14 protein-coding genes are annotated in these 26,897 nt (G+C 49.9%); 2 read left to right on the top strand and 12 right to left on the bottom strand.

Annotation, left to right across the window (positions count from 1 at the left end):
• Nucleotides 1–118: 118 nt before the first annotated feature.
• The 6 genes from ABE504_RS04255 to ABE504_RS04230 all read right to left on the bottom strand — a co-directional run bounded on the left by ABE504_RS04255 (nt 119) and on the right by ABE504_RS04230 (nt 10,180).
• A complete protein-coding gene (locus tag ABE504_RS04255; protein WP_430084970.1) occupies nt 119–889 on the bottom strand; it encodes a DUF975 family protein in 771 nt (256 codons plus the stop codon).
• 104 nt (nt 890–993) lie between these two features.
• Nucleotides 994–5,214: a glycoside hydrolase family 9 protein gene (locus tag ABE504_RS04250; RefSeq protein WP_430084968.1), complete on the bottom strand. Its 4,221-nt coding sequence runs from the start codon at nt 5,212–5,214 to the stop codon at nt 994–996.
• Nucleotides 5,215–5,392: 178 nt separating this feature from the next.
• Entirely contained in the window at nt 5,393–6,742 is a 1,350-nt protein-coding gene (locus ABE504_RS04245) for a hypothetical protein (protein ID WP_430084966.1), read from the bottom strand.
• 12 nt (nt 6,743–6,754) lie between these two features.
• Nucleotides 6,755–8,311, bottom strand: coding sequence for an ABC transporter substrate-binding protein (locus ABE504_RS04240; protein WP_430084963.1), 1,557 nt, complete (start codon nt 8,309–8,311; stop codon nt 6,755–6,757).
• Between the two features lie 63 nt (nt 8,312–8,374).
• Nucleotides 8,375–9,286 (bottom strand): carbohydrate ABC transporter permease, encoded by a 912-nt coding sequence (locus tag ABE504_RS04235; RefSeq protein WP_430084960.1) that lies wholly within the window; start codon nt 9,284–9,286, stop codon nt 8,375–8,377.
• A 24-nt stretch (nt 9,287–9,310) separates the two neighbouring features.
• Nucleotides 9,311–10,180, bottom strand: a complete 870-nt coding sequence (locus ABE504_RS04230; protein ID WP_430084957.1) for an ABC transporter permease — start codon at nt 10,178–10,180, stop codon at nt 9,311–9,313.
• 306 nt (nt 10,181–10,486) lie between these two features.
• On the opposite strand from ABE504_RS04230, the gene ABE504_RS04225 reads away from it, so the two are divergent.
• Nucleotides 10,487–11,497 carry a DUF3231 family protein gene (locus ABE504_RS04225; protein ID WP_430084954.1) on the top strand — a complete coding sequence of 337 codons (1,011 nt, stop codon included), beginning with the start codon at nt 10,487–10,489 and terminating at the stop codon, nt 11,495–11,497.
• A 22-nt stretch (nt 11,498–11,519) separates the two neighbouring features.
• Here the strand turns inward: ABE504_RS04225 and ABE504_RS04220 are convergent, their stop codons facing one another.
• The 3 genes from ABE504_RS04220 to ABE504_RS04210 form a co-directional block, all read right to left on the bottom strand.
• Entirely contained in the window at nt 11,520–13,208 is a 1,689-nt protein-coding gene (locus ABE504_RS04220) for a sensor histidine kinase (RefSeq protein WP_430084952.1), read from the bottom strand.
• A 37-nt stretch (nt 13,209–13,245) separates the two neighbouring features.
• Nucleotides 13,246–14,886, bottom strand: a complete 1,641-nt coding sequence (locus ABE504_RS04215; protein WP_430084949.1) for a response regulator transcription factor — start codon at nt 14,884–14,886, stop codon at nt 13,246–13,248.
• Between the two features lie 104 nt (nt 14,887–14,990).
• Complete coding sequence (locus ABE504_RS04210) at nt 14,991–15,845, bottom strand: helix-turn-helix domain-containing protein (RefSeq protein ID WP_430084946.1); 855 nt, start codon at nt 15,843–15,845, stop codon at nt 14,991–14,993.
• A 336-nt stretch (nt 15,846–16,181) separates the two neighbouring features.
• Here ABE504_RS04210 and ABE504_RS04205 point away from each other — a divergent pair, with 336 nt between their 5' ends.
• Nucleotides 16,182–22,142, top strand: a complete 5,961-nt coding sequence (locus ABE504_RS04205) for a polysaccharide lyase family 8 super-sandwich domain-containing protein (protein ID WP_430084943.1) — start codon at nt 16,182–16,184, stop codon at nt 22,140–22,142.
• A 211-nt stretch (nt 22,143–22,353) separates the two neighbouring features.
• Here ABE504_RS04205 and ABE504_RS04200 read toward each other — a convergent pair whose 3' ends face one another.
• The 3 genes from ABE504_RS04200 to ABE504_RS04190 are packed head-to-tail and all read right to left on the bottom strand — an operon-like array spanning nt 22,354 to nt 26,893.
• Nucleotides 22,354–23,682, bottom strand: a complete 1,329-nt coding sequence (locus ABE504_RS04200; protein WP_430084939.1) for a sulfatase family protein — start codon at nt 23,680–23,682, stop codon at nt 22,354–22,356.
• Nucleotides 23,679–25,331, bottom strand: coding sequence for a sulfatase-like hydrolase/transferase (locus tag ABE504_RS04195; RefSeq protein WP_430084936.1), 1,653 nt, complete (start codon nt 25,329–25,331; stop codon nt 23,679–23,681). The genes ABE504_RS04200 and ABE504_RS04195 overlap by 4 nt, the downstream gene beginning before the upstream one ends.
• Before the next feature lie 14 nt (nt 25,332–25,345).
• The gene (locus tag ABE504_RS04190; protein ID WP_430084933.1) at nt 25,346–26,893 is read right to left on the bottom strand and encodes a sulfatase family protein; all 1,548 of its coding nucleotides are present in this window, start codon (nt 26,891–26,893) and stop codon (nt 25,346–25,348) included.
• Nucleotides 26,894–26,897: the final 4 nt, after the last annotated feature.

The raw sequence follows: 26,897 nt of genomic DNA, 5'->3' as shown, positions 1-26,897 counted from the left end.
CCTTATCTTAATGACATTGCCGTATGGCCCTCTTCTTTCCTATATCTATTTGTCGTAAATTCGATAGATAACTACAGCTGCCTGCGCTCTCGTCGTCGTAGCTGTTGCGAATTTCAACTCACACAATACGCAGTTCCTCCGGTGTGCTAATCCCCTCATCGAGCGCCATTTGCCGCAGAGCGAGATATAGCTCCGCCCTCGTTGAGTTGTAATAAGGGAGCACAAACAGCACACCAACCCCCAGCGCAATTGCGCCCAGTAAGAACCAGCCGATGAACGACAGATCCAATACAAACGTTCTCCATTTCTGACCGTGCATCATCTCTCGACTGAGCTTAATCGCCCGCTTTCGCCCAATTCCCGGGTTATCGGTCAAAATATAAGGCACCATAGAGTACGAGTACGATTTGATGATACCAGGGATGATGAACAGCACAAACCACCAAAAATTGAGCCATCCCCGCCAAAACATCCCAGCGACAATTCCCAGATAGTTCCCCTTCTTAAATCCGTAACCGACATACCCCATGTCGACATCCTCCTGCGAGGCGCGCTTGAAGTAGTGATAGCTGCCTGCTTTCAGCGGTGAAAGCACGAAGATTTCAAGCGCAATGCCTGCCAGTACGGCTATAACCACAATAACCACAAGGATGCCTACTATGACTGCGCCGAAGCCATTAAACACATCCGGAAATCCGTCCATGTTCCAAGTGAAGCTGGAGGAAGCGCCTGAGCCGCCTCCCGTCGACCCATGATTCGACCTCCAGTTGCAGCTCGGCAGGCTGCCGCTGACAACTGCCAGAAGCAGGCTGACCAGAAATCCTTTCCAGTAAGATGTGCGCAGCGTATTCTTGGCCCTGCTTTTTAATTCACCCCGTGACCAATCCACGTAACCCCTCCTAAGACAATCTATTTTCATAATATTGTAGCTTAGAGAAGGTAAAATTAGTACCAGGTTTTAACAAAATTTTGATTAAATTTCCGCCAACGCCGCTATCGCGTCACCACGACATCATCAAAAAACGCTTTCGTATTCGCATAGGTGCGCGCCCCGATCTTCCCGTTGGTAAGCGAAGTATCTACGACACTGAATTGCAATATACCATCTTGATAGACCGAAATATTGCTGCCGTTCAGTACAATCTTGTACGTATAAAACGTATCGGCCGCAATGCTCGGGTTGGTGAAGGCCAGCGACGTTTTGACGCCGGCGACGGATTTGATCAGCTCCATTTTTCTGCCGGAACGATCGTTATTTTTCAGGAGCAGCAGGTAGTAATTGTCCGCATCGGTATAACGAACGAGCAGCCCGGCATCTTTGTTGCCGTTAATGTTGCTCGTGACATTCACTTTCGCTTCCAACGTGTAGTCCGTCCAGGAGGCGTCACCGGCGATGGAATAGCTGTTCGAACTTCCCGCTTGCCCGCTATACTGGCCGGACTGCACCAACCACGTTCCGCTCGTAGGTGTCCAGCCTGCGGCAGTGCCATTGTTGAAATCACTGGAGAACAGCTCTTGAGAGACGACAGGTCCGGATTGGACGGCACTGCTAACGGCATTCGAGGTCGTATCTGTCGTGTGGAAATAATACGAATGGACGCCCACAGGCAATTTGGTTGTAAACTGGTACGCCTTGCCGTCGCTGTACGTGCTGTCTGCCGGATTTACAGCCTCCATCTGATGAACAATGCCATCCAGGACAAGTTCCATCGAGAATGGTTTCTCATTGTCTGCATCGGTGTACGTAGTGTTGAAAGTGAATGCGGTCTCCACATCGCCGGAAGCGTGATCCACGCTGATCCCGCTTAACGTTGGCGCGGTTCCACTGGCCACATTGGAAGCCTGGATCTCATCCATGAACATCTCGCCGTAGCCAACACTCGTTTGATTTAACCAGATGGCGAGTGTCGCTTTCTTTTTATTGACGACCGGTGTAAGAGCGTCCAGGTTGTAGGATAACGCCGTCCAGGTGCTCGGAACCGCGATCCAGCCGCCTGTCAGGTTATATGTGCGCGAACCGTCATTCAGTTCAATTTTCATCCGCAAATTGGCGTAATTCGGGTTCTTGACCTTGAAATTCAAGTAGCGATACCCGGACAAATCCACAACGTCGTGCCACGGTTGGAATTTGGCATAGGAATTCACAGCAGTTGGCGTCTGCTTGAATGTCCCCACCGTAAGACCGTCCAGCGTTGTCCGTTCGAACGAGGCCGTTCCCCCATTTTGTGTGTACCAGTTCACCCATTCGCCAGAGCCCCCGACTGAGCCCCAGAGGCCGCCGCCGCCAAAGTCATCATAGAGCAGCGGAGTGGAAGGATCGGGCAGCGGTGCCGCCACGGTATAATGGGTGGAGCTGTAGCTCTGTCTGCCAGCCGTATCCGTTCCGCGAATATCTACGCGCTTATTGCTATAGGCAGGGGACGCGCTCTCATCGACGGTTGCTGCATACACCCCGCCCGAGACGGACATGGGCAGGAAAGTCCCTGTCGTGCCTGTGGTCGAGTACTCGATGTTCGTAAGGCCTGACGCCGATCCACTGAACACCGTCACATTCCCGCGTACATAGTCGCCAATGGTCGGTGACGTGATCGGCAGCGCAGCAGGTGTCGACCCTCCTGCGGAGCTGGCGGAAGCATTCGCGCTTAACCCCATGATCGTGTACAACAGCCCAGCTTGAATACTGATGCTGAACTCATTGTAGCGCCATTGATTCGTATCATCCTGATACAACGAACGATCTTGATACCACGGACTTACGCTCAGTTTATCTTTGGTGTCTTTCATATTCGGCCCGCTCACCATGGCACCCGGGAATACGACCCCTGTTCCCGTTGCGGTATTCGCACTTTCATCGAATCGGGTATGCGGGTACGTTACAAAGTCTGAGCCGATACCGGACACCCAGGACATATTCCACGGATTTTCACCGAAAACCCAGTAGATGCCCTTCTCCACCGCGCGCAGCGCAGCAGGATCATGGAACAGCTCGTAATAGCGCATGAGATCGCCTAAGTAAGACACATGCGGCTCATTGACACCGAAGTTCTTGAATTGGTTCAGCACACTGTAAGGCGTGTCATCGGTGGAGGTTAGGAAGAAGTCGACTTGCGCCTTCAAGAGCTGCTGAATATGCGATTGCGTAGCCGAATCTGCCGCCGGATAAAATTCCGCGAGCGACATCGGCCGCATATCCCAATAGTTCGTGGAGGCCAAATCATTAAAAGTCAGCGTGTTAATATTGGAAGTTGCCGCATTCTTGTACGCGTTGTTGTTCGTCAATAAGTAAAGCTCAACATCCGCAAGAAGCTTGGAATTCGGAATGCCTCCGCGCGTCGCGTAGGAGCCGACCGGCCCATTCGGATTCGCCACCACGTAATTGTAAAAGGTAACGGCAGCCGCTTCGCAATTGTTCGCAAAGGTCGTAAGCGCAGCCACCTTGGCTGGCGCAATATCGCCTTTGGCAATCGCCGTATGAATCGCTCTTGCGGTTGCTGCAAGCGTCCCTGCCGCTTTGGCCGAGCCCCCTACGCCTAAACCGGAAAGCTTGCGGTCATCCGCTGTGCCGTTAATGTTGTCCGTTGTTTTCTCTGGATGCACGAAGCTGGCATTGTTCTTAAGATCATACAGCTCGCCGCCCAGTTGATTGGCGAATTTGATCAAATACTCGCTGCCGAAAACGGCTTCGTCAACAAGATCAGGAATCCCGTTGCTGTCATTATCGAATTTGGAGCTGACGGCATCGGCATTCCGGATATAGGCGAGCGCAATTTCGGTGCCAACCCATTGGTTGCCCGCGTATTTGCCGTAATCGCCGGCGTCATACCAACTGCCCGTCAAATCGTAGTGCGTCGTGCCGTCGGCTGATTGAGCATCATCCAAATGGCCGGCTGCATGAAAAATACTAGCCGATGGCGCTACCGAGCTATAGCCGGCCGGATAGGCGTCCGATGTCGCGACGCTTGCGCGCAGAATACGGTAGAACGCCGTCATTTCATCTTTGTAGTTGCTCCAGACATTCGCCTGGATCGCAAATGGATAGGAAGAAATCCCGTTTGTCACGACCGTGTAATCCGTTCCGCTCGCCGAGATGGAGGAGAAGTCAATGGAATAGACGTGCTTATTCCAGAACAATCCCTCATACGTCATGTTGCCGGAAGCAACAACGGATGCGCCATTTTTCACGACATAGGACAAGTCCGTGAGCGGGAGCTGAGCCGTGACTTTTGCATTCTTAAATGCTCCTGTGTTGTAGCCCGCTTGACTGACATTCACATCGATCGCCTGTGTCGTATTCGCCACGACGAGTCCGCTTTGCACGGCTGTTGATACTTGGTTCGAGGTTAAGTCAGTCGTGCGGAAATAATAGGAGTGGGTGCCAACAGGGAGTTTGGTGATGTAGCTATAGGTTTTCCCGTCCGAGTAGACCGTATCGCCATTGTCATCTTCCCTCATGTCATAAACCGTGTCGTCGATCACGAGTTGAAGCGCGAACGGCTTCTGATTGTCGGCATCGGCATATGTAGCTTCGAACGTAAAGGAGGTGTTCTGGTTGTAGCCGCTAGTGGAATTGGCGGTCATTCTGCCGGTCAAAGTAGGCGCAGTACCGCTGCTGCCCGTAGAGGCGAAAATATCATCGATCAGTGTCTCGCCGTACGTGCCGCCGGATTGGCGGAGCCAAATTTCAAGCTTGGCTGTCTTTTTGTTCAAGGCTGGCGTCAACGCATCCAAATCAAATTGACTTGTCGTCCACGTCGTTGGAACGGCCGCCCAACCTCCCGTCAAGTTATAGTTGGTTGTGCCGTCCCCGATCGCAACGCGAATCTGCGAGTTGGGATACCCCGGATTTTTCATCGTGACGTTCAAATAACGGTATCCCGTCAAATCGACGGTCTCATTCATCGGCTGGAATTTGGCCCACGAGGAGCTCGACGTTGGAGTTTGTGTGAATAAGCCCACCTGGCGCGAATCGACAGTCGTCTTCGAGAAGGTGCCGGTCCCTCCCGCTTGGTTGTACCAGTTCATCCAATTCTGCTTGTAAACGCCGCCGCCGCTAAAATCGTCGTAGAGTAGCGGGTTCCCTGGCCCTGGCAGCGGCGTGACGGCCGCCGAGCTTGGGCTTGGCGCAAGAAGCAGGGTGTTTAACACGAGAAGCAGCCCCAAACACGTGCACCAAAATTTCCTTGCTTTTCCTTTCGTTCGTGTGGTGCTTGACATTAATCATTCCTCCCATACAAATTGTAATGGAATCGCTTACACCACTATTATACGTTACCACTTTTTCACAAACGATGATGTAATCTCAACTTCTTGTGATCAATTCCGTTAGATCTAGGTATGGGGAAAAAGAAAAGGCCCCCGCGTCATAGCGAGAGCCCCTCTATTCCCTGATCGATTACTTTTTCTTTAGCACCAAGCGAATCGTTCTTTTTTCTCCAGTCAATTGAAACCGAAGGAACACCAGCTCATCTTGAATCATCTTCGTTTCCACATCGCTGGAGCACGTATCGATTTCATAGCCGCTCAGCTCATCGTCCCAATACACAAGCCCGAACGGCATCGGCTTCCAGTTCCCGATCTCGTAGATGAGCTCGATACGATCACTCGCTTTCTCATACCTGGTGATGAAGATCGGCGGAATCTTCTCCTCGAATTCGTCCTGCATATCCCACTGACCGATGTAATTACGGACAAGCCGCGGCTTGCACTCCCCTTTAAGAAAGGCCATCTGGCACTGGCTGTCGTAGTAAAAGAACGTATCCGGCCAAGGTCCGGCCGCCACACCGCCCAGCGTCATCGTATAGTCGTTCACTGCGGGACGAATCGGCTTATCTCGGGTCAGCATGTAGGACGGCGCCGTGATGGAATTTCTCGCGTGATACGTGGCGAGTGCTTTCGGCACGGTCGTCAGCGTTGCTCCGCTCTGGGCCACGTAGGCAAAGAAGCGGTCAAGCATTCCTGCGCAAGCCTCGACATGCGAAGCCGGAAACACTTGAAAGCGATCGCTGAACTCCATCTCATGCGCCTCTTGCTGCTGCAGGAAATATACCTGATCGTTGTGATCCGTATTGTCCAAATACTCGTCAAAGAGCATTTGCCAGTACGCAATTTCGTCGCCTGTACACAAACCAGCGCGCAGCACGTCGTTGGGATCTGTTGAATAGATGACCGGGCTGCCTGTGTGGTATGACAAATGCAAATCCCGGGCCGTCCATTCGCAGGCTACGACCTTGCCCTTGCCCGTGTGCGGCACCTTGTACCGGTGACTGTCCACATACCATGAGCCCCAAGGGATGCCTTTATGGGTAATGCCGTCCCACCACACTTGTTCCCAGCAATAGCCCCACATTCCCTGAAAATCGAGCTCTTCCAACACTTCGATCACTTCATTGTAAATTTTCCCTCTGCCCGCAATTTTGGTTGTGGCCCAAGGAAAAGCTTCTTTCACCATTGCCCAATCGCTCTCTAATCTCGCTTTCAAGGCATCCTTGGACATAGCGGCATCTTCCATAAAGAACGGGCATTGCAGAATAATATCGTCGCCATAGGCGTCATGCCACTGCCGTATTTGCTCCCCCAGTACGGGGATGGAGCCCCGGTTCACGATCCATGTCACGGGAATGCCATGCGCATGGGCTAATCTTGCTGTCCGCTCTACACCTTCGACCGCCGTTCCATGTCCCCAGGGGGTATCATAATGGGACGCATAGCTGACGAACGTGTAGATGAGGTTCTGGGGTTTCAACAGGAATCACCTCTATTTTTTGTTCTCTTTCCACCAAGCATCAATCTGCGTTTGCAGTTCCGTTGCCACTTTATCCAGTCCTGCCGCTTTCAGCTTCGCATTCCGCTCATCAATTAATTTCGAAGGATTCGGTACTGCACCTGTCGAGATGACTTTGTATTCGTTGACAATCGTCGTGAGTTGAGCAATTTCATTTTTGACTTTCGTATCGTCGAAAACAAAACCGATTAATGGGAAGCGCTTCGCGTCATTGTTGAATTTCTTCCAGCTTTCATACAGATCGTCAGGCTGACCCGGTTTCAAGTAATTGATCAACTGATTCCCCAGCACCCAGAATACTTGGCTGTCATAACCGGAATCCTTGATCGGTTCGATGCGGTTAGGGCCAACTTTTTTGTAATGCTTCCCTTCAATGCCGTTCACGAGCAGGTTGATCACGTAAGGATCGGTATGGAGATAGTTCAGCACCATCATCGCTCTTTCCGGATTTTTCGACGTTCTCGAAATCGACAGCATCGAGCCTGTCGCCAAATCCGTGGTGACAATCGGTTCTTCAACGACGTGGGAAACCCAATCAAAGTTATCGGAAAGCTTCAATTCAATATCAGCACCTGGCTTCCATACCGTGGATTGCACCCAAAGCTTGCCTTGCTTGCGGATATCTGCCACGTTCGTTGTCACCGTTGCCGCATCTGCGTTAATGTAGCCTTTTTCATAATATTTGCGGAACAATTCGGCATCCTGTTTATTCAAATCGATAATGTCCTGATCCAGCACCGTGTGCACCTTCATATCCGTGGCCTTGTAATCCAGGAAGAACATCGGCAGCTTGGCTGGAACAGGGCCAATCGGACGATAGTTGGATTTCGTCTCATACATCATGAAGCTTGCAGGGCCGCCAGCCACATAATAGTCGATCATATTCGGCTCCGCTGCTTTGATTTTTTCAAAGTAAGGCTCTAAATCTTCGACCTTATTAATCTTGTCGACCGGGATCTGGTACTTATCAACAATGTCCTTGCGGAATGTAAACGCCTTGCCTTGCGTAATTTCCTTATTCGTTGGAATCGCATACAATTTGCCTTTGTAGCGAGGCGCTTCCAGGTATAGTGGATGCAGTAATTTCTTGGTCTCCGGCGCGTACTTATCCAGCAGCGAATCCAGCTCCAGGAACGCTCCCTTTGTGACATTGGCCGAGTAATCCAGCCAGGATGCTGTGAAGACAAGGTCCATTTTCTCGCCGGTATTCATCATCAGCTCCGTCTTCTTCTTGTAATCGGCCGAAGCGATCGGCTGCAGGGTGACAGTCGTGTTGATTTTCTCCTTGAGGTACTCATTCAGCTTCTCCTGGACAAGCGCATCGTCCTTCATCGGCTTCGCTTGGTAGACAAGGGAAACATCGTACGGCTCCAGTGTCGCTTTCGGGCTCGCTGGGGCTGCCGAGCCGGCAGTTGTTGCTGCAGGACTTGCTGTACTTGCGGCGTTGTCACTGGAACAAGCTGGCAAGACAGCGGTTAAACCAAGTGCGAGTGCCATAGGTGCGAGCATAGCAGTTTTTCTACGTTTCATTGTGGACCCTCCTGTAAGGAATATTATAACAAACGGCTGCATACGCAACCGGTATTACTGAAATCAACCTTTTACAGCGCCAACGGTTAAGCCTTTGACAAAATATTTTTGGAAGAATGGATATACAATCAAAATCGGTCCCATGCCAATAAAAGCTAGAGCCATTTGTAAAGACTCGTTAGGCAAATTTCGGGCCAGTTCCGGATTCTGGGCGACGAGCATCATATTTTCACGGATGTACTGAACATCTTTCAGCACGCGCATCATCAGGAACTGGACGGGGTACATATGCTCCTTATTGATGAAGAGCAGCGCACTGAACCAATCGTTCCAATACAGAATGGTGGCGAAGAGCGCCATCGTCGCCAGAACCGGCAGCGATAAGGGAATTACAATTCGGAAGAAAATTCGCAGCTCGCTGGCGCCGTCCATTCTGGCCGATTCGATCAAAGCGGGATGGATCGTCGTCTGGAAAAACGTTCGCATAATAATGACATTGAACGGAACGATTAATAGCGGCAAAATCAAGGCGATATAGGAATCTTTTAAATGCAGCGTTTGGGTATAAATCATGTACTTGCTGACTAAGCCGCCATTGAACAGCATGGTGAAGAAAAGAAAGAACGTGAACAAGGATCGATATGGATAATCTTTGCGAGATAAGGGATAAGCATAGAGCGCCATAAGCAGGACGCTGGATAATGTGCCGACGACGGTGATGCCAATCGAAACTTTATACGCGGCTGCGATGGTCGTAAAATCTTTAAACACGGTCTGATACGCGATCAGTGACCACTTGGAAGGGAAAAAGCTGTATCCTTCATTGACCAGCGAGTCATTGTGCGTGAAGGATACGATAATGACGAGAATGACTGGCATGATGCACGCTAACGAGAAGAGAATGAAAATAAGATGAAGGATCGTCTCCGTCAGCGGAGAAATGCGATTCTCCCTGTGATGCAATCGGGTGAGCATGAGATTCACTTCCTATCCAATCTTTTAGAATAAAGCTTGATCCGAGTTGATTTTGCGCACCACGCCATTCGTCAGAAACACCATAATGAATCCGAGAACGGACTGCACCATCGCCGCGGCTGAAGACATCCCAATGTCGTTCAGCTGCATCAAAACGCGATAGACGTACGTATCGACCGTATCTGTAGCTGGATACAACACGCCCGAGTCCATCGGGACTTGATAGAACAGGCCAAAGTCTGAATTGAACACATGCCCCATATTCAGAATCGTCATAATGATAATGATGGGCATAATCGAAGGCAGCGTGATATGCAGGATCTGCTTCCACTTCGAGGCTCCGTCAATGACTGCCGCTTCGTAATACTCGGGATCGATGCCTGCGATCGCGGCGATGTAGATGACGGCACCGATGCCGACGCCTTTCCAAGCGTTGACGATCGTGAGAATAAACGGCCAATATTCTTTTGACATGTACCAGGACACCGGTGCTTTGCCGAACCAAGGCAGGACGGTGGCGTTCAAGAAGCCGTGTGTCGGGTGCAGGAACGCATAGACGAGATAACTGATGACAACCATCGATAGAAAATGCGGCATGATCAGAAAGCTCTGATAGCTCTTAACCGCGAGCCGGCTGCGTATCTCGTTCAGCGCCATCGCAATGGCCACCGACAGAATCAAGTTCAAGATCATAAACGTAATACTATAGGCGACTGTGTTTCTGACAATTCTCCACAAGGATCCATTGTTGAATAGAAATGTGAAGTTCTCGAAGCCAACCCATGGACTCCCCCAAATCCCATCGACATAATTGATTTTCTTGAAGGCAATGAACAGCCCGAACATCGGCAAATAGTTATTGAGCAGCAGCACAAGGGCCGCTGGCACGATCATCAATGTCAAATGCCTGAATTGCCAAAAGTTTTTAAAAAACCGAAATCTTTTTGCCTGTAGGCGTGTAGGCTTTACTTCTCGTGGAGGTGCAACTGTCTCTCTCACTGCGTCCACTCCTTTCTCTGTTGAATTTAGTATAAAATACAGCCCCCCTCATTTCGATGATGTATCCCTTTAAGAGTGTGATGAATCCTCGCAGTCTGAACAAACGAAAAAAACATACGTATCCGTATGTCAAAGGTAGGTGTATATATTAAATTTGGATTGCAGATACTCCATTTAAACAACTAAAGGAGCTATATGATCATGAGCGCGGAGCAGCATAAAGTAGGTCTTTCCTCGACGGAAATTGCCGGATTATGGACGACATATATTAATGACAGTATGTCAATTTGTATTTCTAAGCATTTTTTGCATCATGCGAATAATGAGGATGTAAAACCGATTATTGCCAAGTCAATGGCTTTATCCGAACAACATCTCAAAGAGATCGCGCAAATTCTTCAAAAGGAAAATTGTCCAATTCCTGTAGGATTTTCAGACGAAGACGTTAATCTGAATGCCCCACCCTTATTTTTTGATCTTTTTCCTTTGAGTTATGTTTATGGGATGAGCCGAATGGGGTTGGTCTCTTACGGTTTGTTCTTATCCAATGTTGCTCGCGAGGATATTCGTTCCTTCTTTTCGCAGTGCCTAGTATCAACAAAAGACCTTTACAATGAAGCAATTCAGTTGTTTCTTACAAAAGGCATATATGACCGTCCTCCTATGATACCTTACCCGGATCACGTTGAATTTGTTTCAAAAAAAGAAACTTTTATTTCTAAATGGTTTGAACAGAAACGCCCGCTGAATGTACTTGAGCTATCCGAGATGTTTTTTAACATCGAACGAAACTACTTTGGCCTCGTTCTGCTCACTGGCTTTATTCAGGTTACTAAGGATGAAACGATTCAGCATTACTTGAAAAAGGGGAAAGATTTAGCTCATAAGCAAATTCAATTTCTAAATCATACGCTGATCAAAGAGGACCTCATGGGATCCATCATGGTCAACTCTGAAGTCTCAACTTCAACTGTATCCCCTTTTTCAGATAAGTTAATGATGTGTTTGATTACCATGCTTAATACTCAAGGCGTGTCTTTTATTGGCCATGCGTTGTCCGTTTCTTCAAGAATTGATTTAGCAAGTGAATACTTAAAACTCATTCCGGAAATATTGCAATACGGAAAAGACGGCACGGATATATTGATTGACAGAAAATGGCTGGAAGAGCCGCCACACGCTCCTAATCGGAAAGAATTAGCCAAAATATAAATGACACATGCTCATGGAGAACTTATAGCGGTATGATGATCGACGCGATGAGCCCTCCGCCTTCGCGTTGGACGTAGTTCAGGCCGTAGGGATCGCCGTAATGCAGCTGGATACGCTGCTGAACGTTGCGGATCCCGTACCCTTTGTCGTCGATTTCCCCGCTGACAATCATGTGCAGCTTTTCCAGATTCACAGGGATAAATCCGTTGTCCTCGACGATGATATGCATCTCGTCATCCGTGCGTTTCAATCGAACCCACAGCTGCCCCTCTCCATCCATACTCTGTATGCCATGGAATATCGCATTCTCCACCAGCGGCTGGATGATGACTTTCGGCATTTTCACCGTGTCGAGCGCTTCATCGATGTCCCAGAACACTTCAAAATTGCCCGGATACCGCTTCATTTGCAGCCGGATATAGGCTCGCACATGCTCCAGTTCTTCGCTGACCGGAATGACACTCTTCCCTCGGCTAAGGCCGATGCGCAGCAGCTTCGACAAGTCCTTGACCATGCCGCCCACATCGTGGTTCCCGCTTTCCAGGGCATACCAATAAATAGAATCCAGCGTATTGTAGAGCAAGTGCGGGGTGATCTGCGAATGCAGGGTATTCAATTCCTGCTCTTTTTGCTTAATTTTCATCCCATAGTTTTCTTCAATCGACTCATTGAGCCTGGCTGTCATTCGGATAAACGCGGTATACAAGAGGCCAAATTCATTGGAACGAGTGCGGGACGATTCCTTGCCGAAGTCAAACGGCTTGCCGAGCTCGTACACGCGTGTAAACATGACTAAGCGCGCCAACGGCTTAATAATATTGCGCAGCAGATAGACCACGAAAAGCAGAACAAGCAGTAGATAGATGGCCAGCATGACCATGATGAGCTGTTGAAAGCTTGTTTGCTTCCCCATGATGGATTGGAGCGGAATCTTGTAAATCAGTCTCGTATGGAAATTAAACTCATAGGAAACCGCATATAAATCTTTATGATTGTTCGTTTCGCCAAAATAATAACCCGAAGCCTGGTTGCGAAGATCATCTGGCAGCTCAGACAGCTCCATGTCGGTTTCACCTGACTTCATCAGCAATTCGTCGTGGTCATCGAATAAATAGACACCGGCATGTTCAGGCAGCTGTACAGAAACGAGATTTTTGTTCAATAGCACTTCCAGCTTGGATACGGCAAGGAAGCCGATCGATTGATCATATTTTTCAGGGTGTAAAATACTTCTTATAAATGTGATCGTCGGCTGCCCGTTACTTGACGTTGCCATTCGCAGTGTGCCGGCCCCTTTTTCTTCTAAAGCTTGCAAAGCCCAGTCGGGATACGTATTTCGGCTATCCAGATAAATAAGACCTTGTTTTTTAAATGCTGCATTTAAAGGAAACGGCTGGTTGCTCGTATTCTCCATGTAAATCGCATATTCGGTACCATCCGTGGACCAGCGATCCAGAATCGTATCTGCCTCACTCAGTGCGCTAATGCTGTCAATATGCGTCCAGAAAGTAAATTGCTTCGGATTGCTGAAAAAATGATTGTCCAGAAACGTCACCGTCTTATCTCTGACCGAAGACAATGTGTTCTCCATCGTAGCGTGATTCTGCTTCACCAACTGGAGCATGGTTTTTCCAACTTCATCTTTAATCGTAGCTGATGTGCGCGAGAACGAAATCCAGCCGACAATGAGAAACGGCCCTATGATGAACAAACAGAAGGCCACAATCACCTTATATTGCAGCTTCAGCTTAATTCCCCCTGACCTCTTTGCGATAATCGGCTGGCGAGATGCCAGTGAACCGTTTGAACATGCGGCTGAAATGCTCCGGCGACTGGTACCCTACTTGATACGAAATTTCATAACGCTTTAAATCGGTTGCGGTCAGCAAACGCTTCGCCTCTTCGATCCGAACTTCGGAGACGAAGTCCCATATGTTTTTGTCGGTTTCTCTTTTAAATAAATAACTCACATAAGCCGCGCTGAAATGCACTTCTCCGGCAATATCTTGAATTTTGAGCTCATGATTGCCGTAGTGATTGTAAATGTACGCCGTGATCCGGGAGACGACCGAGAGATCTCGCTCGCTCATGCAAGCCCGAATGCTATCTGCGAGCCCTTGCACGTACTCGTGAAGCTGAGTAACTTTGCAGGGGATTTCCATGCCCCTGAAGTAAACATCCGGGTCCCACTGACGGAAAGTGTTGCTTGATTCTTGTCCGCTATCAAACAGCAAGCCATACAACCGGTACACCAACAATCCGAAAAAGCTGTGAAACAACCCTTCCTTATGGGTCAGGTTAGAGAGGGTTTTGATCGCAGACTGGAGTTCTTTGGCTAATCCTGCCTCGTCTGCTGTTTTGATGTGAAGCACGAGCTCTTCTACTTTGGCCGCCCACTCCATCACCCGCATACTGCCCAGCGCCGACATATCCTCATAATAAAGCACGTTATTATCCGGATGCAGCTTGCGCCATTCAATGGCGGCATTCGCCTCTTCCATCAGCTTGGGAAGCATCGATAAATCCGGGCTTAGCGTACTCATGCCAACGGTCACGTCTACATTCAAATACTGCTTGAGATTGACAATGATCGTCTGACCGATCAGATTGAGCTGGGAATTTCTATTCAGCCTCGTATCCACGGACTCTGAAGCTTCCAATTGAATGACACAGAGGAGTTGATTGCCAAATCCATAGAAGGCTACGCCGCACCAATCGGCCAGGCTTTCTTCCAATATGTTGACGGAAGCGTACTTCAGCAGCTTGCGATCCATCAGCGTAATGTCCTGGTTGCTGAAACCGCCCTTGCTCAAATTCAAATGCACGGCTGCGATGCCGTACAAATACCCTTGCTCCTTCAACGAGCTGCCGATTTCGCGAAGCAGATCTTCGTAATCCTTCTCCTGCAGATCGGTTTCCGTTACTAACTCAATAAGTGCTTCGTGCCTCTTCTTGCGAAGATGATCATCGATACTTGTATCCGCGCCAGGGCGCTGGAGCGTCAGCCGCCCCATCTCCTTCTTTTCTTGGAGAGCTTTCCCGACGACACGCGTTAATTCATCCAACTCAACAGGCTTGATTAAGTAATCCTTTGCCCCCAGCCTCAGCGCCTTCTTTGCAAAATCAAACTTCTCATGCGCCGAGATGACGATGACGGGGAGATACGGCTGTTCCAGAAGAATCGCTTCCATCAGCTCAATGCCGTTCATCATCCCCATCTGAATATCCGTCAAGACAAGATCATACGTATCGAGGCGCAAGCAATCCAACGCTTCAAAGCCGTTCAGCGCGGTTTCCACATGACGAATGCCAAGCGCTGATTTCATTAAATAGCTTTTGATCCCCGCACTCACGGTAGGCTCATCATCGACGACCAGAACTTTATACATGGAAGCTCCCCCTTGTCAGACAACCTGCTGCCAATCCACTTCTATGATATCATGGTAGCCAGCGTTTTTCGCATTGTCGATGATCAATTTCGGGAAGTTTGTGATCATTTCAATTGTTTCCTATACTGCAACGGTGTCAACCCGATATGCTTCTTGAAAGCATGAATAAAATACGAGGCTGAGGTAAGTCCAACCCGCTCTGCAATATAAGTGATGCTGTGGTCCGTATGCTGAAGCAGGAGGCACGCTTCCCTAAGCCTTTTGGCTGTAACATATTCCTGGATTGTATTGCCCGTATCTTGTTTAAATAGACGAGAAAGATAGAAGGGGGATACATGAAGCTGCACAGCAAGCCGGGATAAACTGAAATCTTCTTGGTAATGACGCTCGAGCCAAGCCATCGCCTGCTCGGACAAGCCGGTGTTCCGGTGTATGGGCTGCTTATGTGTATCCAAAACGTCTTTACCGACCGCCCTCACGGCACGAACAATATCCAAAACAGCCAAAGCCACATGCTCCATCTGCTTCTGACTGGACCCGTACTGCATTTCTGTATGTAAAAGCTCGTACATGGGGGCCAGTCCTCCCATTTCAAACGCTTGCACCGGCAATGCGTCTTTCCATAGTCGATGAAAGTACCCTCTCAGCTCACCAAAGGGTGAAAGAAAAGGCTCCAACACATACGGGTCAATAACCAAAATATTTCGAACATATGGCTGGTTCTCACTCGCTTCCGCATGTACGCGGTGCAGCTGATAGGGCTGAAACATATACATCGTTTGCGGTTTGATTGGCATAATGCGATTGTCCACAATCATGTGGCCGGTTCCTTGCTCTACATACAGAAACTCCAAGCCAGGGTGCGCATGAAAGGATGTGTACCCGCTCTTATCTTCGGTCATATTGCGATATGAGAATATAAAAGGCTTGTTCTTAAGTACATTTTCTAAAAATTTCATGGCCTCACCTGCTTCATGAATATAGAGCAATATCGATATTTTAGCACCTTTTTAGAATCAACGTTATGATGAAATAAATCTTTGCGCCACAACCTTGATGTATACTCCGCGAAGAAAAGTTAATTTACTGTGCGCTTATCCTGTGGTAGGTGATAATCTAGCAAAAATATGTATATTGCCCCTGATCATACAGTTCTATATGATAAGTTCACATCAGCGTACGCATGTAAACTGCTGAAGGAAGAACGTACATTTCAATTTATCTTTTGAAAGGGGCAACGAAGATTTATGTCTGGAAATTCACGAAGTTTGAAAGCGCTCTTTTTGGTGATAGCCATGTTAATTAACATGTTGGCGCAGCCACTGACTCCTCCTGCCCATGCAGCCGATGTTACGGCAGACGAGTATGACATGCTCCGGGCAAGAATGTATGATATGCTGACCGGCGGACCGGATTATGATCCGGCAGATCCAGTCATTGCCGAGAAAATCGCAAGCATTACTACGATTGCTCAGAACAACTGGGACACGATGGATAAAAGTGACGCAAGAGCCTACCTCTGGAGTGATCTGGCTGCTACAACGGAATCGGAGCATGTTTCCGGCAGCTATCAGCGTCTTGAAGCGATGACGCTAGCTTACGCTACAAGAGGTTCAAGCTTGGAGCATAACGCAGCCTTGCTGGCGGATATCATAAGCGCGATGGACTGGATGTATGTCAATCGCTTTAACAAGAGTGTGGTCTATCGAGGCTATGATAACTGGTTTGATTGGCAAATCAGCTCGCCACTTAGCATTAACAACATTACGACGATGATTTATTCTAGTCTGACATCAACGCAGATTGCCAATTGGCATGAAGTGATCGACTATCAAGCACTTGCCTGGGGAGCTGGACTGACAGGAGCCAATCGCGTATGGGCATGCAACATTAAAATTTCAAGCGGGATCATCGTCAAGGACAGTACGAAAATTATTGAAGGCAGAGATCAGCTTAGCTCGGTATTCGATTATGTTACTTCCGGCGAAGGCATGTATAGCGACGGTTCATTTCTTCAGCACACGGCTCTCATTGCCTATAATGGGGGATATGGGATCAACCTGATCGATAATTTGACAAAGGTCATGTATATCATCACAGGCTCATCATGGGACATCACGGACCCGGATGTCAACAATATTTATCAATGGGTATATACGGCCTTCGAGCCTCTCTTTTATAACAATTCCATGTTCGACATGGTGAGAGGTAGAAATATGTCCAGAAAAGCCAACGATGATAATGGGGCAACCTCCATGGGAGCGCTCGGTGCGGCGGTTGTGAGGATGTCATATGCCGCACCTTCGGCTGAAGATCGGGCAGCTTACAAATCCATGGTTAAGAAATGGATGCTGGAGTCTACTTCTCCTACCAAGTATGCGGATTTGAGCTCGATCATTATTATCAGTCAGACCAAACAGATTGTAAACGATTCCTCCGTTATACCGCGAGCAGCGTATATAGGAAACAAGCAATACCCGAATATGGCCAGGGCCGTACACCATAGACCGGGATTCGTCTTTGGCGTCAGTATGTCCTCCGACAAAGTCGGGAATTTTGAAATCGTAAATGAAGAGAATCTGAAGGGATGGCATACCGGGGACGGGATGACCTACCTATATAACTCAGATATCACGCAATACAAGGATTCCTTCTGGCCAACCATAAACAGCTACCGCTTGCCGGGTACGACGGTCATTCAGAATTCTACAGCTACCGCCAACACGAAAAATCCGAATAACTGGGTTGGAGGCACAGAGATCTCCGGATTGTATGGGGCTACAGGCATGCAATATACCGCTAACGGATACAATCTCATAGCGAAGAAATCCTGGTTCATGTTCGATGATGAGGTCGTAAGTCTAGGTGCTGGCATCACATCCACAGACAACAAGGTTGTCGAAACTATTGTGGAAAATCGCAAGCTTAACGACAGCGGGAACAACGCACTCACCGTGAACGGGGCTGCCCAGCCAACGACTTTAGGTTGGAGCGAGACCATGGACGGCGTAAATCGGATTCATCTGGCTGGCGATACACCGGGCTCAGACATCGGTTACTACTTCCCTACGACAACGACGATGAATGGCTTGCGAGAGTCGCGAACCGACAATTGGGCGAGTGTTAACCAATACTATCAAGGCACCGATTACACAACTGATTACACACGCAACTATATGAACCTCTGGTTCGATCACGGTACGAATCCGACCGACGGAACCTATGATTACGTTCTTCTTCCTGGTAAAACAAGCGAAGAAGTTGACCAGTATGCTAACCATCCGGATATTGAAGTACTGGCCAATACGGGGAATGTACAGGCTGTCAGAGAAAATAAGCTAGGCATTACCGCGATCAATTTCTGGAATGACGGAATAACTGCCGTAGGACCATTTACAAGCAATAAGAAAGCATCCGTCATGATCAAGAAAACGGAGGAAGATACTGAGGTGTCCGTCTCTGATCCTACGATGACCAATACAGGGACGATCGATCTTACTTTGGATACGGATTTTGGCGATATCGTTTATCTTGATCCTGGCGTATCCTTAAACCATGTGGACGGCAAAGCCAAATTGACCATTAATGTTAAAGACGCATTCGGAAAAACGTTTAAAGTGAAATTCCGCTTGCCGGGGAAAAAACAGGCGATGGATACTCCGAGCGGTCTCACAGCCGTACAAAACACTGCCAATAGTGTCAAGCTGACGTGGAACGGCGTAGATCGGGCCGCAGCAGCGCCTTCCGCTCCTACAGGGTTAAGGGTTGGCGGAGGCACGGAAAATAGCTTGACCGTGGAATGGGATGCCGTTCCAGGTGCGGCGGATTACAGGCTGTACCGTTCCACTTCGGAGAACGGAGACTATTATTCCATTTCTGATCTCCCGAGTGGAGCATTGAGCTACACGGATACGAAACTGGAAAGCGGCCGCCAGTATTATTATAAAGCTGCAGCGATGAATAACAACGGCTTGTCCTCTTATTCAACCGTTGCTTCAGGATGGACAGTGGCTGCTCCGCCTTCCGGCTTGAAGGTCGTGAATATAGCGGGAGCCAGCATTACACTCGCCTGGAATGAAGTGCCGGGAGCTACAGAATATCAACTCTATCGGTCATCTTCATTGACTGGCGAATACCAACCTTTGACAGGGCCATCCGTCATAACAGCGACCTATACCGATTTAGGAATTGCAGAGGGGACGAATTATTACTATAAAGTCGCTGCCATGAATCCAGGTGGCTTGTCCGCCCCCTCAACTCCGATTTCAACCTTATTCAACGTATCTGCGGATGTCCTTCATGAAGACTTCGATGATATGACCAGAGGCGAGCTGAACGGGCAGCGAGGCTGGAGTGCAACGATCCCGGATGGAACAGTTGGCGGAGAGATTACGGTCAAGGAAGATATGGCAGATAGCGCCAATCTGTTGTTGAAGAAACAGAGCACAGGTGATCCTGTTGTCAGCCATACCTTCAGCGTACCTGCTGGAGCTTATGTAACGGCAGAAGTAACCGTGAACGCCGCAGATGCGCAATACAAAACCGTACTTGACATTCGGGACAGCGTGGCTGGTAAAAGAGCGGTTAATATCATCATGCAGAGCGGGAAAATTTGGGGATACAGCGGTTCAACCAAGGTGGATCTGCTTAATCCTATGGATTTCAATAGAGCCTACCGTTTGAAGGCTGTTATTAATACGATAACCAAGAAATTCGATATGTATGTGGATGATCAGCTCTTGGGCTCCAATTGGTCTTTTAGAGAAAGTCCAGTTAACAATTTGGATACGGTCATATTTGCTTTAGCCGGTACGGCCAGCGCCATGACGCTGGATGATATCAAGATCTCTTATGTTCCAGCTGCTCCAACGAATTTAGACGCAGCTGAGAGAAGTGGAACAGGAATAAATCTGACATGGAATTCGGTTACGGGAGCTACTGGCTACCGACTGTATCGTTCCCAGGATCCGAGTGTCGGCTTCAAACAAGTGGCGGAGGTTACTTCCGGAAACTCCTATTCGGACAACGGGCTAACTCCGAAAACGAACTACTACTACAAAATCGTAGCACTAAGCGGCAGTGCGGTCTCGGAAGAATCGAGCATGCTGACGACGGCAACAACAAATACTTCAGGTCTAGATCTGCCGATCGCGCCGTCAGGGCTGCTCGCGAGCGATTACACGGGCTCTTCCATTAAGTTAAGATGGCAGGCAGGCAAGGATGCTGCCAGCTATTCGATCTTCAGGTCAACAACAAGCGGTAATTCATTTGAACCTGTCGGCAACACAACGGCACTGTCCTTTGTGGATTCGGGGCTTGACAATAATACAAGCTATAACTACAAAGTTGTGTCTGTCAACGAGGAAGGCGTTTCCCCGGATTCAAGCATCGTCTCTTCGGCATTCGACGTTGTACAAACCTTGATTGAAGACAATTTTGATGACGATGGGCTCGGAGGAAACCCTGCAGGCTGGACGATTGCCGAAGACACAGGAAGACAGGTATCGGTCATCGATGCCACAGGTACTGCGGCACCAGGTCACGCGGTCAGAGTTACCGGCGGTAACGCGCTCGAAACCAGTGCCGTGCGAAGCTTCGGAGATGCGCAAGGGGTGCAAGGGATCGTTACAGTGGAGACGCTTGTACAGCCGACCAATGCGAACTGGAAGAATATTCCTGTAGTCCTTACCCCTGCCGGTACGCCGGCCGTGCACGTTTATTTTAACTCCAGCCAGATTTTTGCCTATAAGTCATCTAGCTCGAGCTCCAAGACATCGGTCTTCTCTCCGATTGTTTTCGACGGCACATGGTATAAAACAAAACTAATTATTAATACCAACACGAACAAATTTGATCTATATGTCAATGACGCAGTTGCACCGGCTGCTAGCCAGTTTGGCTTTAGAACGGCTACAGCTGCTGTTTACGGGGTGAAGATGGCCGTTGATAACGTAAGCAGCTTCGATTTTGACAATGTCATTGTGTACTACAAGCCGATCGCTCCAACCGCGCTTGCCGCAAGCAGCAGTACGAATTCAAGCATTCAATTGACTTGGGGGGGAGCTGCTGGAGCATCTGGCTATAAGCTTTATCGGTCCAGCAGCGCTAACGAAGGCTACCAGCCCGTGTATTCCGGTTCTGAACTGACCTATACCGATACGGGACTTCAGAGCGGGACAACCTATTATTACAAAGTCGCAGCGACCCATGGCATGGCCGTCTCCGATGCATCTAACATGGTGATGACGTCCACAACGGGCTCGTCGATAGCCACATTGCAAAGCTTGAAGAAAGAAGTGAGGACTCTGTCCGTACCCCAGGATCCCGGACAAGTCGGATATATCCTTTATCGGGATGGCGTGGAAGTAAGCCGTTCGTTCAATACCTTCGATATTGACAGTCCACTGGAAGCAGGTAGAACTTATCAGTATACGATTGCAGCCTATGATAATCTGGGGCATACTTCCGGGGTAAGCTTACCTGTAGCGTACACCGTACCGGTTGTCCATGATGACAACAATGACACGGATAATTCCGGTGCTGGATCAGACAACGGCGGCGCTGCTCCAACGAACCCGGCACCTGAAACGAAGCCAGAAACAAAGCCGGAAACAATACCAGATAAAAATGATGTATTTACAGAGGTTGTTGACAAAGACGAAATCATTTCCAATCTTCTCAAGCAATACGAAGAACATAAGGACGACTCCGTGAATTTCTCTGATACGAAGGAGCACTGGGCTTCTGAAACCATTGACGTATTTGCAAGACTTGGCATCATCCAGGGATACGAAGATCAGTCGGTTCACCCAGACGGGGAAATCACTCGTGCTGAGTTTGCAGTCATTGTTTCCCGTCTGTTCGGTATAACGGAGGGTGGTGATGCTTCCAAACTTTCCGACACTGAAAGTCACTGGGCTGCGAGTGCGATTCATGCGCTGGCCAGCAAGGGTATCGTAGGTGGATACGAAGATGGTACATTCAAGCCAGATGCACAAATTACGCGAGCTGAAATTATTGCCATCATTTCCAAACTCATCGTTTTCAAAGCGTCCACAAATTCCTTAAACGCGTTCACAGACCTCGATGGCGTATGGAACAAAGATCAAATTCAAGCTGCCGCTGATATGGGCATCATCGATGGACAAACCGAAGGTAATTTTGCTCCAAATCGCAAATCCACTCGTGCAGAAGCTTTGACAATTCTCTTGCATACATTGCAACTGATTCCAGAGTTGAACACATTCCTGAAGTAACCATCGACAATAAAAAGTACGCTGGACTTACGACTCTTCCGTATGTTCCTTAATGGACATACGGAAGAGCTTTTTACATTATGGCAGCCGTGTTGATCACCCTGTCATCCTAAAACGGCTAACTTCTAGGACAGCGTATACTTCCAGAGGATGGGATTGGCAACAAAAAACAAACTCCGACCTCTATGGTCGGAGTCTGCTTAATCATATTTTATCCTTTCGAAACTTTCCCCCAGTTGCTATGCGGGTCTTCAATCGCCGGTCTGGTCAAAGCTCCGGTTGATGTCCACCAGGCTTCTACCGTTTGCCGCAACCGGCTTCGTATATCTTCATGCTCTGGGCGGCCAGCAACATTGATGATTTCGTCCGGATCGCTGCGCAGGTCGTACATCTCTTCCAGGTCATCCTCCAGGTAGTAGACATACTTCCATTGCTTCGTCTGTACACCGATCATCGGGTGGCGCCCCCAGTACGCTTTGTAATGCTCAAAGAAGACTTGCTCTTCCTCCGGCGCCGCATCTCGATTCAGAAGTGGCAGCAGCGATCCGCCCTCACATTCCTTCGGTACCGGGATTCCCGCCGCATCGAGCAGCGTTCCGGTCACAGCCGCAGTCGATACAAGATCCGGAATGACTCGGCGTTTCGGTGCTTCGCCCGGCACATAAAGAATGAGCGGGACGTTGTACAGCTCTTTGTAAGGAATCACGCCCTTCAACCGCAGCCGGTGCGCCCCCTGCATATCCCCGTGATCGCTTGTGAAGAGAATGGCTGTGTTATCCAGCAGCCCTTTCGCCGTCAGCTTCTCCATGATGCGCCCCAGATACAGATCCATCAAAACAAGCATCGCGCGATACCGCTGGGCATCTCGACGAACTAGCGCCTCCGTCAGCTCGGATTCACCTTCCGCAGCCCGCTCCCTCTGAAACGGCGGCTTCGTGGAAAGATCATCCTCATCATAGCTGCGCGGTATCGGCATGTCCGCTAACGGAAATTGTTCCGCATATCGCTCCAACAGCTCAAACGGCTGATCGACCGGCGCATTCGGATGCGGCATATACCAGTTCAGCTTCATGAAAAAAGGCTTCTCGCCGTCATGATCCTCCAAATAATTCAAGGCTTGCGCCGTCGTAACGGCATCCCGGTGACTATGAAACCGCAGGTCTTCATTCGCTCCGGCCAAATCCAGGCCGTCCGTGCGATAGTCCGTCACTTGAAACTCGTGATCAGCTGGCGACAAGCCCAGATGCCACTTACCCAAATACACCGTTTCATACCCGGCCCCGTTAAAAGCTTTGGCGATCCCCCACTCCGCCGGATCCAGTACATGCCCGATCTGATAGACCCCTACCTGGTGCGGATATTTTCCGGTCATCCACGTCGAACGCGATGGCGAGCACTGAGCGGACGTGCTAATGGCCCCGGTAAATCTTACGGATCTGTCGACCAGCTTATCGAGGTTGGGGGTATAGTAGCTGCTGTCGACACAGCCCATCGCGTTGACTTGCTGCTGATCGGTTGAAATCATGATGACATTTCTCATAGGTTCTGACTCCTTTCCACAATGACAAATGAGGAGACCGCTTCCTCGCTGTCTTTATATCCGAGGCGGACCGCTTTCGCGCGAATCGTCGTCCGGCCGCTGCTGACCAGCCGAATCGGGCCTGTGTACAGCTTCCATCTCGGAGCTTCCCCTTCGTCCGTCGTATAGGCAATCGAAGCTCCCTGCGTAGCAGAGTGAAGCAGAATAGCCGTCGGCTCGTCAAACGTTTCCTGTGAGGCCGGCTCTATGCCCGCATTTTGCGTATTGATGGCGATAAAAATCGGAGCGGCTGTCTGCGGCTGTATCCCGCCGGGCCACATGCTTCTCACCATCTGTTCCTCCGGCACGTCTCCCCAGACATCGTACTGCTTACGCCAATCTTCCATCGCCGTTCGCAGCCGTTCCAATTCCGCTAGATAAGCGGGGTCCGCAGCGAGATTATGCATCTCGTAGGGATCGCTTTCACAGTCGTACAACTCCTCGGCGGGGCGAGCAGACTGCATCAGAATGCGGGCATCCCCTTCTAGCTGACCAGCAAGCTCCAGCCGCCAAAGCTCCTGGAACATCGCATGATGATGACTGAACTTGATCCATTGCAGATAAGGCTGCTGCGGATCGTAATTCCGGATGTATTTAAACCGCCGATCCCGCACAGCGCGCACCATGTCATAGGATTCATCGTACCGATCTCGAGTGGCGTATACATACGTTCTCGGTTTCTTCCGATTCCCCAGGAAAGGCTGCCCTTGCAAATGATAAGGAAGTACCGCGCCCGCGATGGATAAAACCGTAGGTCCGAGGTCGATGAGACTAACCATCTGCTCGCTGACCGCTCCCGCTTGAACAACACCAGGCCACCTGACAATGAGCGGTACGCGAATCCCCGCATCATACGGCCAGCGCTTGGCTCTCGGGAGCCCTTCGCCATGGTCGCTCCACAGGATGACGACCGTATTCTCGGCGAGTCCGTCCTCCTCCAATTGCTGCAGTAGAGCGCCGACAGCCCCGTCCGCCTCTTCGATCAAGTCGTAGTACTTCGCAAGCGCCGCCCGCGATTTCGGTGTGTCCGGCAAATACGGGGGAACCGTAACCTGATCGGGGTCCGTCACAGACGGCACATCACTCAATGATCCGTAAGATTTACGAATGAGATCGCCCCACATGGCGCTTTCATGCGTATAAATGTGATTAAACACGGCGAAGAAAGGCTGACCCGGCTCGCGGTGCCGCCAATGTGCGGAAGTACCATCTTCGTCCCATGCGGTCAACGGGGAGGCAAATTGGTAATCCGTTTTAAAATTGTTGGTACAGAAGTAGCCTTCTGCCCGCAAGTATTCCGTAAACGTTTTAACATAGGCAGGCGGAACGGGAAAATAAGGCGTAGGCAGCTCCGGCGTATAGGGATTCGTGTGCTCTGTCCGCATATGATGCGTGCCGATCGCCGTCGGATACATGCCGGTAATGATGGAAGAACGGCTGGGGGAGCAAACCCCCGCCGTCGCAAAAGCGTTGCTATATAGCGCCCCCTCCGCCGCCAACTTATCGATGTGCGGTGTCCGCGCGAGCGGGTCGCCATAGCATCCGAACCTCGGGCTGGTGTCCTCCAGCGAAATCCACAAAATATTCGGTCTCTCCGTGGAAGGTTTCACGTTTCTCGACCTCCTTATTTACCTGCCATTCTGGCACCGATCTTCGCTTGAAGATGGTTCAGAAATGGGTTCGGCTCCTGCGGGAACTCTTCGGGATGCCGGCGGACCAATTCCGGTACGAGATGCCCTCTGCCCGTCTCTTCCAGTCGCTTGATGTAGCCCTTGAGATAGCCTCTCGCGTGGAACGGCCCGCCCTCCTGAATGACAGTCCATAGAGGATCGACCGCATCGGTGTTACGGCGCATCATATCGTCGTGCCATTGATTGAGGTAATAGACCGCTTCCATGCAAACACTGCGATTGTCGGCAGCCACATTATGCTGTTCCTTCGGATCTTCGGCCAGGTTGTACAGCATCTCCTCATCAAAAAGATGGAAACCGTCATGGTACGATCGAATGTAGATCCAATCGCCGAAACGTACGCTGCGCTGAACGACGTGTGCGCATTGCGACACGACGAGATAATCGCGGCCGCAGTCGTAGCCGTCCCGCAGGGCAGGCGCATAGCTTCTGCCGTGCCAATCCGGGAAAACAGGCTGATTCAACATGTCCGCGAACGTAGGCGGCAAATCCAGATGATAATGCAGCCCGTCATCCACGGCGCCCATCTTCATGCCCGGCCAGCGAATAATCATCGGAATGCGGCAGGTGCCTTGGTCCGCGGTGGCGTGCTCGCCGTAAATGCCCAACTGCCCCATGTTCTCGCCGTGGTCGGCGGAGATGAGAATAATGACATCGTCCATAACGCCTTGCTTTTCCAAAGCGGCGAACAACCGTCCCAAATGCTCATCCATATAGCGGATGCCGCAGTCGTAGCCGTCGATCATTTCTCGCATGTCATCCATAGTTTGAATCTCGCCGGGGTGGCGCGGGAATGCGGCAGGCCGCTGGTTGTCATACGTTTTATTCTGATAATCGATATTGAGCTCATTCGCGCAGTGAGAACCGACCATGTGCTTATGTCGCTCCAGTACTTCCTCCGTCAGCCACGCTGGCAGCGGCTCGTCTGCGAATGGGTTGCCGAAATCCAGCGGCGCACGGTATGGGGTATGCGGATCCCAATAGTTGATGTACAAGAACCAGTCATCCTTCTCGGCATTGCGTTCAATCCAATCAAGTGCGACCGGCGTGACATGCTCGGCGGATTCATTGCCGTAGCGGCCCGTATTTAAAATTTCATTGAATCCGGCATAGAAATGGAACGTCGAATGTCTCTGGGCGAACGGGCTAATCAGCACCGTGTTCAGATCGCCCATGAGCCCGAGATACGTCGGAAGCGAACCTCCCCGCGACAGCTTGCCCATCAGCTCGCGCGATGTCCCTTCAAGCTTCATATCGCCAGCCGTGCCGCCGTGTCCCACCAAGCCGTTCACGATGCCGAATTTGCCGCTCATGAGCGCTGTCCGCGAAGGTGCGCAAGGCGCATCCGAGGTATAGTAGTTCGTGAACCGCACGCCTTCCTCCGCAATTTTATCGATATTCGGTGACGTATTGCGGTGATACCCGTAGCAGCCCAGGTGGTCCGGGCTTGTGGAATCCAAATCGAGAAACAATATACGCATGGTC

The sequence above is a fragment of the Paenibacillus oryzisoli genome, assembly GCF_050467285.1.
Classification (GTDB): domain Bacteria; phylum Bacillota; class Bacilli; order Paenibacillales; family NBRC-103111; genus Paenibacillus_E; species Paenibacillus_E oryzisoli_A.
The sequence above is the reverse complement of the archived record's forward strand: the minus strand, read 5'-3'. Positions and strand labels throughout refer to the sequence as shown.